Source organism: Luteimonas marina (assembly GCF_007859325.1).
GTDB classification, from domain to species: domain Bacteria; phylum Pseudomonadota; class Gammaproteobacteria; order Xanthomonadales; family Xanthomonadaceae; genus Luteimonas; species Luteimonas marina.
This window is the reverse complement of the sequence record NZ_VOHK01000002.1, coordinates 172,875-184,532: the sequence shown is the minus strand read 5'-3', so window position 1 is coordinate 184,532 and position 11,658 is coordinate 172,875. Positions and strand designations below refer to the sequence as shown.

Sequence of the window (11,658 nt, the reverse complement as noted above, 5' to 3'; positions counted from 1 at the left end):
TGCGGGGGAGGGCTGGGGTGGGGGCCACCGCCACGACACGCTCGGCAAACCCTGCTCTACTCTTGCCCACCCCGGAAGGAGAGCCCCGCCATGACCCTCGCCACCGCCTACTGGTGCGTGCTGATCGCCGCCCTGCTGCCCTATGTCTGGATCTTCGTCGCCAAGACCGGCGCGCCGAAGTACAACAACCGCAACCCGCGCGCATGGGTCGCCAAGCAGGAAGGCAACTACAAGGTGCAGCGCGCCAACGCCGCCCACCTCAACGCCTTCGAGGCCTTCGCGCCCTTCGCCGCGGGCGTGGTGCTGGCGCAGCTGGGGGGCGTCGACCACGGGCGCATCGCGCTGCTCGCGGTCGCCTTCGTCGCGCTGCGCGTGCTGCATGGCGTGTTCTACATCGCCGACGTCGCGATGGCGCGCAGCCTGGCGTGGATGGCGGGATATGCCTGCGTGATCGCGCTGCTGGTGCTGGCGGCGCTGAACGCCTGAACGGCTCAGCCGTCTCGCGTCCCGCCAGTCGCCGGCGCCTGGCGCCGCTCCCACCACGACAGCGCCACGAGCACGAACAGCACCAGCGCGGTTGCGGCCACCGCGACCAGGTAGTAGTCCAGCCCCGTGGCGACGCCGATCACCGCGACCGCCAGCAGCGAGGCCGCGGTGGTGATGCCGGCGATGGTCTCGCCGCCGCGCCGGCTCTCGCCGAAGATCGTGCCGGCGCCGATGAAGGCGACGCCGGCGATCACGGCCTCGACCAGGCGCAGCGGATCGACCTGCAGGATGTCGTTCACCGGCGACGCGCCCTGCACCTCCACCGTCACCCGGCCGATGCCCACCAGCAGCGCGGACGCGCCGGCCACCAGCATGTGCGTGCGGAATCCCGCCGGCCGGCGCTTGAGCTCGCGCTCGTAGCCGACCAGCCCGCCGAGCAGCATCGCCATCGCCATGCTGGCGACGACGTCGAGCTGCTGTGCGATTCCCGGTTCCATGCGCCGCAGCCTCGCGCGGCGCGTGTCGTCATGCGGTGACGAGCCGCACCCGCGCGAAGTTCCGCTTGCCCACCTGCAGCACGCCCTCGAAACCGGGGGCGAACGCGGTATCCGGCGCCTCGACCACGACACCATCCACCTTCACCGCGCGCTCCTTCAGCTTGCGGTTGGCTTCCGAATTGGACGGCGTGATCCCCGCCGCGGTCAGCAGCGCGGCGATGCGGATGCCCTCGCCCGGAATCGCCACGTCCTGCAGCGGCAGCAGCGAGGTATCGCCCTGCCCGGTCACCGCGGCGTGCCAGCCGGCGATCGCGGTCTCGGCGGCGGCGGCATCGTGGAAGCGCGTCGCCAGCTCGCGCGCGAGGCGCAGCTTGACGTCGCGCGGGTTGAGGCCCGCGGCCACGTCGGCCTGCAGCCGCTTCGCCTCGTCGACGCCGATCTCGAAGCTCAGCAGCTCGATCCACTTCCACATCAGCGCGTCGCCGACCCTCATCGTCTTGTTGACGATGTCGACCGGGGCTTCCGCGATGCCGATGTAGTTGCCCAGCGACTTGCTCATCTTGTTGACGCCGTCCAGTCCCTCCAGCAGCGGCATGGTCAGCACCACCTGCGGCTTCTGCCCATGGTGCTCCTGCAGGCCGCGGCCCATCAGCAGGTTGAACTTCTGGTCGGTGCCGCCGAGCTCGACGTCGGCCTCCAGCGCGACCGAGTCGTAGCCCTGCACCAGCGGATACAGGAACTCGTGGATCGCGATCGACTGCTGCGCCGCATGGCGCTTGGCGAAATCATCGCGCTCGAGCATGCGCGCCACGGTGTGCTGGCCGGCGAGGCGGATCATGTCCGCGGCCGACATCGCGCCGAACCACTCGCTGTTGAAGCGCACCTCGGTGCGCTCGCGGTCGAGCACCTTGAACACCTGCTCGGCGTAGGTGTCGGCGTTGGCCAGCACGTCCTCGCGGCTCAGCGGCCTGCGGGTGGCGTTCTTGCCGCTCGGATCGCCGATCATCCCGGTGAAGTCGCCGATCAGGAAGATCACCCGGTGGCCGAGATCCTGGAACTGCCGCATCTTGTTCAGCAGCACGGTGTGGCCCAGGTGCAGGTCGGGCGCGGTCGGGTCGAAGCCGGCCTTGACCCGCAGCGGCCGACCCAGCGCGAGCCTGGCTTCGAGCTCCTCGCGCTTGAGGATCTCGTCGGCGCCGCGGGCGAGGAGGTCCATGGTGGCGGGATCGGGGGCTGGCTGGCTCATCGGGGTCACGGCTCGGCTGGCCGCCACACTCGGCATGTGATGACGGTCGAAAGAAAGGATTAAATATATGTTAACGACAAGGGCGCCGGAAAACCCTTTGCCGGACAAGGGTTTGACGCACCCAATTCATGTGCTTATGTTACCGCGCTGACGCGCCCGTCACGCCCTTCGGACCACTTCCATGACGCAGCCGCCCCAGACGTCACCGGATGACGCCCATCACCAGGCCATCCGGCAGCACAACCTGCGGGCCGCCGCCGAGAACACCGCCAACGAACAGCGTTTCGCCGACCCGCAGGACGCGGGCGCGCGATTCCCGTTCAACGGCCGCTGGACGCGCCGCGACTGGGCGCACGCCAGCCTGTTCGCCACGCTCGGGGCGCTGGTCATCGGGCTGGTGCCGGGCTTCTCCAACGCGATGCGCGCCAGCGAGCACGCGCCCACGACCACCCTGTCGCTGCCGCTGCCGCCGCTGGCGGTCGCACCGGCGAAAGCCGCGGCGCAGCGCAGCTGGGACCTGGTGAAGGTCGAATCCGGGCAGACGCTCGGCGCGATCTTCGAGGCCCGCGGCATTCCCGCCGCCACCCTGCACCAGTTGCTCGACGCGTCGAAGGACAGGCAGGCGCTGACCCGGCTCAGGCCCGGCGCCGAACTCGGCTTCGACCAGGCCGGCGACGGCCGGCTGGTCGCGTTCCGCTACGACCGCAGCGACACCCAGCGCGTCGAACTCTCGCTCGCCGGCGACAAGGTCGCCGAGAAGCTGGTCGAGCGCCCGGTCGAGGTCCGCACCGCGGTGGTCAGCGGCAAGGTCGGCAAGTCGCTGTTCCATTCGGCGCGCAAGCTCGGCCTCAGTCCGGCGGTGATCAACACGCTGACTGACGACGTGTTCAAGTACGACATCGACTTCGACCGCGACGTCACCTCCGGCGACCGCTTCAGCGTCGTCGTCGAGCAGACCTGGCGCGAGGGCGAGCTGATCAAGAGCGGCCCGGTGACCGCGGCCGTGTTCACTGCCAAGGGCAAGCCGTTCACCGCGATCCGCTTCGACCGCGACGGCAAGGCCGAGTATTTCACCGCCGAAGGCCGGCCGCTGAAGAAGAGCTTCATCCGCAGCCCGATCCAGTACGCGCGCCTGAGCTCGCGCTTCGGCACGCGCCGGCACCCGGTGCTGGGCACCTCGCGCATGCACAAGGGCGTGGACTACGCCGCGCGCACCGGCACCCCGATCATGGCCGCCGGCGACGCACGCGTGGTCTCGGCCGGCTGGCAGGGCGGCTACGGCAACGCCGTGGTGCTCGACCACGGACGCGGCTACACCACGCTGTACGGGCACATGTCGCGCCTGGGCAACATCAAGCGCGGCCAGCGCGTGTCGCAGGGCCAGGTGATCGGCTACGTCGGCTCCACCGGCATGTCCACCGGCCCGCACCTGCACTACGAATTCCGCATCAACGGCGTGCACCGCAACCCGCTGCAGCACACCATGCCGCCGCCCGAGCCGCTGGGCGGCGCCGCGCTGGCCCAGTTCCGCAAGCAGACCGCGCCGGCGCTCGAGCGCATCCGCGAGGTGGAAGAGATCATCTACGCGACCGTGCCGGCGAAGCCTTCGAAGGACGATCCGCAGGTTGCCGCGGCGAGCGCTCCGGGCGGCAAGAAGGGCTGAGCCGCCCTCTCCGGTTGTCATCCCGAACGCAGTGAGGGATCTACTCTCCGGACGCGAGATCCCTCACTGCGTTCGGGATGACAACCGAGAGAGGGATGGCAACCGGAGAGGATGACGGTCGGGAACCGGGCATCGCCCTGAATCCGCCCGCGTAGAATCGCGGGCATGTCCAGCCTCTTCCTCGGCCTGATCTCCGGCACCAGCGCCGACGGCATCGACGCCGCGCTGGTGCGCTTCGACGACGACGGCCACGCCCGCCTCGCCTTCGGCCGCACCTACGCCTGGGACCCCGCGCTGCGCGCGCGCCTGGTCGAACTCGGCCAGCAGGCCGCGATGCTTACCCTCGACGACGTCGGCGAGCTCGACGTGCGCATCGCCCGCGCCTTCGCCGACGCCGCGCTGCAGGCGCTGGCCGACAGCGGCACCGACGCGCGCGAGGTCGCCGCGATCGGCTCGCACGGCCAGACCCTGCGCCACCGCCCGCACGGCCCGCATCCGTTCACCCTGCAGCTCGGCGATCCGAACACGATCGCCGAGCACACCGGCATCCGCGTCGTCGCCGACTTCCGCCGCCGCGACGTCGCCGCCGGCGGCCACGGCGCGCCGCTGCTGCCCGGCCTGCACGCCGCGTTGCTGCATTCGGGTGACGAGGATCGCGCCGTACTCAACCTCGGCGGCATCGCCAACCTCACCCTGCTGCCGGCGCACGGCGAAGTGCGCGGCTTCGACACCGGCCCCGCCAACGGCCTGATGGACGCGTGGTGCCTGCGCCACCGCGGCGAAGCCTTCGATCGCGGCGGCGCCTTCGCGCGCGAGGGCCGCATCGACGATGATCTGCTCTCGCGCCTGCTCGCCGATCCCTGGTTCGCCGCGCCGCCGCCCAAGAGCACCGGCCGCGACCGGTTCCACCTGGACTGGGTCGAAGCGCGGATCGCCGGCCGCGAATCCCCCGCCGACGTGCAGGCGACGCTGCTCGCGCTGACCGTGCGCACCGTCGCCGACGCCCTGCACGCCACGCTGCCGGACGCGAAACGCCTGATCGCCTGCGGCGGCGGCGTGCACAACCCCACGCTGATGCAGGCGCTCGCCGACGCACTGCCGGACTGCACCGTCGAATCCACCGCCGCACACGGCCTCGATCCTGACTTCGTCGAGGCAATGGGCTTCGCGTGGCTGGCGAGGCAGACCCTGCTCGGGCTGCCGGGGAACGTGCCGAGCGTCACCGGCGCGGACGGGTTCCGGGTGCTGGGCGGGATCCATTCCGCCTGAGACCCATCCACGCCCGGAGCCGGTTGCAGGAGCGGCTTCAGCCGCGACCGGATGCTGCACGACGCCCGAAACAGTCGCGCCTGAAGGCGCTCCTACAAACCGTGACAAATGGTTCGGCAGCCATGATGCATGGAGACCCGGAGGGCGCCGCACATGGATGTGCGGCGTTTTTCGCCACGGCATGGATGCCGTGTCGAAAAATCCCGTCACACTTCCCGGCGGCAGATTAGCTTTGTCGGGAAAGCGTTTTTCTTTGGTTCGTTTCTTTTGACGCTTTTCAAAAGAAATGAACCCGCCGAAGGCGGAAGCTTTTGCTTCTCATGAAAAAAGCAGAGAAGCAAAATGGATCCCGGCATTCGCCGGGATGACGACTCGGACAACCTTCCAGATGCGTATGGTCCCGCACTCCGGAACAAGAACCGCCCCAGTTCAGGACTCGTCCGTCTTCGCCACCCGCCCGATCGCCGCATACCCGGGATCATCCGGCACCTGCTCCAGCGCCGCGATCGCCGCCTGCAGCACATCGGCCTCGGAGTTGTCGAACCGCACCGCGCCATCGCCTTCATAGACGTGCAGCCCCTGCTCCAGCAGGTACTGCAGCGCCCGCGGCATGGTCCAGCCGCGGGTGTCGGCCACCCGCTTGATCCGGTCCACCAGCACCGGATCGGCATCCTTGAGGACGATATCGGTCATGTCGCCTCCGCAGGCGATTCCTTGACGGGTTCACGGATTCGCCGCCACAGCCAGGCCAGCAGCAGCAGCGTCGGCACCACGGTCAGCGCGCTGAAGACGAAGAAGGCGCTGTACGAGCTGGCCTCGACGATGTAGCCGGACACTCCGCCGACGAACTTGCCTGGCAGGTTGGCCAGCGACACCAGCAGTGCGAACTGGGTCGCGGTGAAGTTGCGGTCGGTCAGCGAGGACATGAACGCGATCAGCACCACGCCGGCGAAGCCCTGGCACAGGTTGTCGGCGGTGATCGCTGCGTAGAACGCCCAGATCTGCGACGGGTACTGCGCCATCAGCAGGAAGGCGAGGTTCGACAGCGCAACGCCCAGCGTCGCCACGAACAGCATGCGGCGGAAGCCGAACGCCGCCACGGACACGCCGCCCAGGAACGCGCCGGCGATGCCGGTCCAGATGCCGTAGAGCTTCGACACCGTGGCGATGTCGGCCTTGGTGTAGCCCGAATCGAGGTAGAACGGCCCGGACATCACCCCGATCACCTGGTCGGGGAACTTGAACAGGCCCACGAACAGCAGCAGCACGATGCCCAGCGCCAGTCCGTTGTTCTTGAAGAAGCTGGAAAACGGCTGCCAGAACGCGCCGATGAAGTCGATGCGGCGCACGACGGTCGCTTCCGGGACATCGGGCTCGCGGCACGCGAGCGTGGTCACGATCGGCACCAGCATCAGTCCCGCCATCGCGATGTAGGCCCAGCGCCAGCCCTGGAATTCCGCGAGGTACAGCGCGCCCGCGCCGCCGAGGATCAGGCCGAAGCGGTAGCCGAGCGTGTAGGTGGCGGCGAGCGCGGCCTGTGCGCTGGCCGGCGCGATCTCGATGCGGTAGGCGTCGACTACCGAATCCTGCGTGGCACCGGCGAACGAACCGACCAGCACCCAGGCCACCAGCGCGGCGACGCCGAGCTCGGGCCGCGTCAGCGCCAGCGCGAACAGGCTGGCCGCCACCAGCAGCTGCGAGAACAGCAGCCACGAGCGCCGGCGCCCGAGGAACGCCGTCAGCGGGAAGCGGTAGCGGTCGATCAGCGGCGCCCACAGGAACTTGAGCAGGTAGAAGAAGCTGGCGAGGCTGATCAGGCCGATGCTGCCGAGATCGAGGCCGACGTCGCGCAGGCGCGTGGACAGCGTCATCGACGCGATCAGCAGGAACGGCAGCCCCGAGCCGAGGCCGAGCAGCAGCATCGTCAGCGCCGACGGCGTGCCGAAAGCGCGGCGGATCCCGGCCCAGCCCTTGTACGACGCGGGGGCCGCGGTGTTCGTCGCGGCATTCACCCGGCGTAGTCCACGACGTAGGGCGCATGATCGGAGAAGCGCGGCTCGCGGTGGATCGCGCAGGCGCGCGCGCGTTTCGCCAGTTCCGGTGTCACCAGTTGGTAGTCGATGCGCCAGCCGACGTCGTTGGCGCGCGCGGCGCCGCGGTTGCTCCACCAGGTGTATTCGACGGCCTCGGGCTTGAGCACGCGGAAGCTGTCCTTCCAGCCGCGCGCCGGCGCCTCGACCAGGCCGTCGCCGCAGGCGTCGGCGATCATGCCGTTGAGCCACGCGCGCTCGGGCGGCAGGCAGCCGGAGTTCTTCTGGTTGCTGGTCCAGTTCTTGATGTCGCTGCGGGCGCGGACGATGTTCCAGTCGCCGCACAGCACGTAGTCGCGGCCGCTGGCGAGCCATTCGTCCATGATCGGCTTCAGCCAGTCCATCACCTCGAACTTGAAGCCCTGCCGCAGCTCGCCCGAGGAGCCTGAGGGGATGTAGAACGAAACCACGCTGAGCTTGCCGTAGCGCGCCTCGATGTAGCGGCCCTCGTCGTCGAACGGCGCCCAGCCCAGCGCCGTGCGCACCTCGTCGGGCTCGCGCTTGCTGTAGATGGCGACGCCGCTGTAGCCCTTCTTGGTGATCGCGTCGCGGTAGTAGCAGTGGCCAAGCGGGCGGAAGCAGGCGTCGGCCAGCTGGTCTTCCTGGGCCTTGGTCTCCTGCAGGCAGACGATGTCGGCCTGCTGCCCTTCCAGCCAGCCGAAGAAGCCCTTGCTGGCGGCGGAGCGGATGCCGTTGGCGTTGAAGCTGATGATGCGCATGCGAAGGCGGTTTGCGGCGGTCGGGCAAGCCTAGCGGAAAGCGTCCGTCCGTGTCCGCCCCGGGTGGCCGCATGGGGCCCGTGCCTCGCGCATATCCGTTCAGCCGCCTTCATCGTCATCCCGCCCGTCCATCGTCATCCCGGCCCTCCATCGTCATCCCGGCGAAAGCCGGGATCCATTTGGACGTTGCCTTTTCGCGACGGGGTGGACAGCAAGATGGATCCCGGCTTTCGCCGGGATGACGGCAAGCGCTGTCCGGCGCACCGAACCGCGGCAGGCAACCCGCCGCTACGCCTTGCGCACGAACTCCGACTTCAGCCCCATCTGGCCGATGCCGTCGATCCTGCAGTCGATGTCGTGGTCGCCGTCGACCAGGCGGATGTTGCGCACCTTGGTGCCCACCTTGACCACCTGCGAGGAGCCCTTGACCTTCAGGTCCTTGATCACGACCACGCTGTCGCCGTCGGCGAGCGGGGTGCCGTTGGCGTCGCGGACCTGCGCGGAGGCCTCGGCGGCGGCGGCCTGCGCGGCCTGTTCAGCCGGCGACCACTCGTGCGCGCACTCGGGGCAGACGAGCATGGCGCCGTCCTCGTAGGTGTAGCTGGATCCGCACTGCGGACAATCGGGCAAACCGGACACGTCAGGGCTTCCGCACAAGTTCAGCGCCTATTGTCGCATCCGTGCCCCGACCGCCCCCTCCACCCGCAGGTCGGGGCTACGTCCCCGACGCCGAGATCGCCACGATGGGCAGGCTCCGACGGATGCACCGCCACGTCGGGGGCGTAGCCCCGACCTGCGGATCAACAGGCATGGGAGAATGCCGCCATGGCCGACCACCGCACCCGTTTCCTGCAGCTGGCGCTGCGCGCGCAGGCGCTGCGCTTCGGCGAGTTCACGCTCAAGTCCGGGCGCGTGAGCCCGTACTTCTTCAACGCCGGGCGCTTCGATTCGGGCGCGTCGCTGGCCGCGCTGGCCGGCTGCTACGCCGATGCGCTGGACGAGGCCGGCCTCGCCTTCGACCTGCTGTTCGGCCCGGCCTACAAGGGCATCCCGCTCGCTGCCGCGCTGGCCTGCGAGTACGCCCGCCGCGGCCGCGACCTGCCGCTGGCGTTCAACCGCAAGGAGGCCAAGGCGCACGGCGAGGGCGGCAGCCTGATCGGCGCGCCGCTGGCCGGCAGGCGGGTGCTGGTGGTGGACGACGTGATCACCGCCGGCACCGCGATCCGCGAGGCGCTGGCCATCATCGAGGGCGGCGGCGGCACGCCGGCCGGGATCGTGATCGCGCTCGACCGCCAGGAGATCGCCGGCGAGGGACAGTCGCTGTCGGCCGCGCAGGCGGTGGCGGCCGGGGCGGGCGTGCCGGTGGTCGCGGTCGCCACCCTGGCCGACCTGCTGGCGTTCGCCGACGCAAGCGCGTCCCTGTCCGACGAGCGTTCGCGTTTACAGGCCTATCGGGCGCAATATGGCGTCCGTGCCACCACAACCTGATTCCTCGAGCCGCAGGGGGCGGATTTCGATGAAGATCCACGTGTTGCTGGCCGCGGTCGCGCTGTGCGCGCTGGCCGCGTCCGCTTCGGCGCAGAACACCGCCGAAAAGAGGCTCTACTGCTGGAACGAGGGCGGCCGCAAGGTCTGCGGCGACGCCCTGCCGGCGAGCGCGGTGGACGCCGCGCGCACCGAACTGAGCGTCAAGAGCGGACGCCCGCTGGGCCAGGTCGGCCAGCAGCTCACGCCCGAGGAGCGCGCCGCCGCGGACGAAGCCGAACACCAGGCCCGCATCGCCGCCAATGCCGAGGCCGCGCGCGCGCGCCGGGAGCGGGCGATGGCCGAGTCCTACGGGACCGAGGAAGAGCTGCGGCGCGCCTTCGACGACCGCATCGTGCTGGTCGACGAGGGCCTGAAGACCTCGCGCATGGGCGTGGCCAACCTGCGCCAGAGCCTGGTGTCGCTGCTGCGGCAGGCCAACGACCTGGAGCTGCAGGGCCAGCCGGTGCGCAAGGCGCTGGCCGACAACATCCGGTCGCAGCACGCCGACCTGCTGCGCCAGCAGGCGATCATGCGCCAGCAGCTGGAGGAACGCGCCTCGCTCGACACCGAGCTCGAGCATGCGGTGGAGCGGTACCACGCGCTGAAGGGGACGAACAAGGGTTAGCGCGAATGGCGCTTGCTTGAGTCCCAAAAACATCGTCATTCCCGCGAAAGCGGGAATCCATGGACGTCAAGTCGCTGAAGGGCAAAGTCCTTGGATTCCCGCTTTCGCGGGAATGACGTCGTTGAGTAGTCTCCATTCGGGCACGCTTCCCGCCTCTCAGGCCAGCGCAGTGGCCGGTTCGCGCAGCCACTCGGCCAACCCTTCGGCCGCGACCAGCCCGCTGGCGAAGCAGGCGGTCAGCAGGTAGCCCCCGGTCGGCGCCTCCCAGTCGAGCATCTCGCCGGCGGCGAACGTGCCCGGCAGCGCGCGCAGCATCAGCCGGTCGTCCAGCGCCTCCAGGCGGATGCCGCCGGCGCTGCTGATCGCCTCGGCGACCGGTCGCGGCCGCCGCAGCCGCAGCGGCAGGCGCTTGATCGCCGCGGCCAGGCGCGCCGGGTCCTGCATCGCCTCGCGCGGCAGCACTTCGTGCAGCAGTCCCGCCTTGGCGCCGTGCAGGCCCGTTGCGCGCCGCAGGTGCTCGGACAGGCTGCGTCCGCCGCGGGGTTTCGCCAGCGCCTGCTCCAGCGCCGCGCGGTCGCGGCCGGGCGCGAGGTCGAGGGCGAGGTCGGCATGTCCGTCGCGGTCGATGCGTTCGCGCAACGTCGCCGAAATGGCGTAGATCACGCTGCCTTCCAGCCCGGTTCCGGTCACCACGCATTCGCCCTGGAGGGCGTGTTCGGCGCCCCCGGCGTCGCGCCAGTGCACGACCACCGGCTTGAGCGGCGTGCCGGCATGGCGTCCGGCGAAATGCGGCGACCAGCCGATGTCGAAACCGCAGTTCGCAGGCGCCAGCGGCGCGATGTCGACGCCGCGCGCGAGCAACCCCGGCACCCAGCCGCCATCGCTCCCCAACTGCGGCCAGCTGCCGCCGCCGAGCGCCAGCAGCACCGCGTCGCAGGGCGCAGCCACTTCACCCTGCGGCGTGTCGAAGCGCAGGACGCCGTCGGGCGTCCAGCCGCTCCAGCGATGCTGGACGTGGAAGGCGACGCCCTGCTCGCGCAATCGCCGCACCCAGCCGCGCAGCAGCGGCGCGGCCCTGCGGTCGAGCGGGAACACGCGGCCGGAGCTGCCGACATAGGTCTCCGCGCCCAGCCCGCGCGCCCAGTCGCGCAGGGCGTCGGCGTCGAAGCGGTCCAGCCAGCGGCCGACCCGGCCGGCGCGCTCGCGGTAGCGCGCATCGAAGCCCGGGCGCGGTTCGGAATGGGTGAGGTTGAGCCCGCCCTTGCCCGCGATCAGGAACTTGCGCCCGACCGAGCCCTTGGCCTCGTACAGGTCGACCTGCAGCCCGGTGGCGCGCAGGCGTTCGGCCGCGATCAGCCCGGCGGGGCCGCCGCCGATCACCGCGACGCGACATGGAGTGGCCGGCGTGTGCATCCGCGCATTATCGATCCGCCCCGCACTTTCACAGGCCCGGCTTCCGCCGCGACCGGGCGCTGAGAGAGGTCGTCGGCAAGCGATCGCGCCTGAAACCGGGTCCACGGCCCGTGTGCTAGCGCT

12 protein-coding genes are annotated in these 11,658 nt (G+C 70.1%); 5 read left to right on the top strand and 7 right to left on the bottom strand.

The genetic code is table 11. The annotated features are described in order from the left end of the window. The first annotated feature begins 90 nt into the window (after nucleotides 1-90). Nucleotides 91-486: an MAPEG family protein gene (locus FQY83_RS04940; protein WP_146385669.1), complete on the top strand. Its 396-nt coding sequence runs from the start codon at nucleotides 91-93 to the stop codon at nucleotides 484-486. Nucleotides 487-491: 5 nt separating this feature from the next. On the opposite strand, the gene FQY83_RS04935 is transcribed toward FQY83_RS04940, so the two are convergent. Further along, nucleotides 492-983 carry an MgtC/SapB family protein gene (locus FQY83_RS04935; protein WP_146385667.1) on the bottom strand — a complete coding sequence of 164 codons (492 nt, stop codon included), beginning with the start codon at nucleotides 981-983 and terminating at the stop codon, nucleotides 492-494. A gap of 28 nt (nucleotides 984-1,011) precedes the next feature. Further along, entirely contained in the window at nucleotides 1,012-2,229 is a 1,218-nt protein-coding gene (tyrS, locus tag FQY83_RS04930; RefSeq protein WP_146385665.1) for a tyrosine--tRNA ligase, read from the bottom strand. Between the two features lie 181 nt (nucleotides 2,230-2,410). Between tyrS and FQY83_RS04925 the strand changes: the two genes are divergently transcribed. Next, a complete protein-coding gene (locus FQY83_RS04925; protein ID WP_146385663.1) occupies nucleotides 2,411-3,892 on the top strand; it encodes a M23 family metallopeptidase in 1,482 nt (493 codons plus the stop codon). A gap of 165 nt (nucleotides 3,893-4,057) precedes the next feature. After that, a complete protein-coding gene (locus FQY83_RS04920; RefSeq protein ID WP_146385661.1) occupies nucleotides 4,058-5,161 on the top strand; it encodes an anhydro-N-acetylmuramic acid kinase in 1,104 nt (367 codons plus the stop codon). 429 nt (nucleotides 5,162-5,590) lie between these two features. On the opposite strand, the gene FQY83_RS04915 is transcribed toward FQY83_RS04920, so the two are convergent. The 4 genes from FQY83_RS04915 to FQY83_RS04900 all read right to left on the bottom strand — a co-directional run bounded on the left by FQY83_RS04915 (nucleotide 5,591) and on the right by FQY83_RS04900 (nucleotide 8,609). Then, complete coding sequence (locus FQY83_RS04915) at nucleotides 5,591-5,854, bottom strand: hypothetical protein (protein ID WP_146385659.1); 264 nt, start codon at nucleotides 5,852-5,854, stop codon at nucleotides 5,591-5,593. Continuing rightward, nucleotides 5,851-7,173 carry an AmpG family muropeptide MFS transporter gene (locus FQY83_RS04910; RefSeq protein WP_146385657.1) on the bottom strand — a complete coding sequence of 441 codons (1,323 nt, stop codon included), beginning with the start codon at nucleotides 7,171-7,173 and terminating at the stop codon, nucleotides 5,851-5,853. The genes FQY83_RS04915 and FQY83_RS04910 overlap by 4 nt, the downstream gene beginning before the upstream one ends. Beyond that, entirely contained in the window at nucleotides 7,170-7,970 is an 801-nt protein-coding gene (locus FQY83_RS04905; RefSeq protein ID WP_146385655.1) for an exodeoxyribonuclease III, read from the bottom strand. Before FQY83_RS04905 ends, FQY83_RS04910 begins: the two co-directional genes overlap by 4 nt. Before the next feature lie 288 nt (nucleotides 7,971-8,258). Beyond that, complete coding sequence (locus tag FQY83_RS04900) at nucleotides 8,259-8,609, bottom strand: zinc ribbon domain-containing protein YjdM (protein ID WP_146385653.1); 351 nt, start codon at nucleotides 8,607-8,609, stop codon at nucleotides 8,259-8,261. A gap of 186 nt (nucleotides 8,610-8,795) precedes the next feature. Here FQY83_RS04900 and pyrE point away from each other — a divergent pair, with 186 nt between their 5' ends. Both pyrE and FQY83_RS04890 read left to right on the top strand, forming a co-directional pair. After that, nucleotides 8,796-9,458 carry an orotate phosphoribosyltransferase gene (pyrE, locus tag FQY83_RS04895; protein WP_146385651.1) on the top strand — a complete coding sequence of 221 codons (663 nt, stop codon included), beginning with the start codon at nucleotides 8,796-8,798 and terminating at the stop codon, nucleotides 9,456-9,458. 28 nt (nucleotides 9,459-9,486) lie between these two features. After that, on the top strand, nucleotides 9,487-10,122 hold the full coding sequence (locus FQY83_RS04890) for a hypothetical protein (protein ID WP_146385649.1): 636 nt from the start codon (nucleotides 9,487-9,489) through the stop codon (nucleotides 10,120-10,122). Nucleotides 10,123-10,278: 156 nt separating this feature from the next. Here FQY83_RS04890 and FQY83_RS04885 read toward each other — a convergent pair whose 3' ends face one another. Beyond that, the gene (locus FQY83_RS04885) at nucleotides 10,279-11,535 is read right to left on the bottom strand and encodes a TIGR03862 family flavoprotein (protein WP_146385647.1); all 1,257 of its coding nucleotides are present in this window, start codon (nucleotides 11,533-11,535) and stop codon (nucleotides 10,279-10,281) included. Nucleotides 11,536-11,658: the final 123 nt, after the last annotated feature.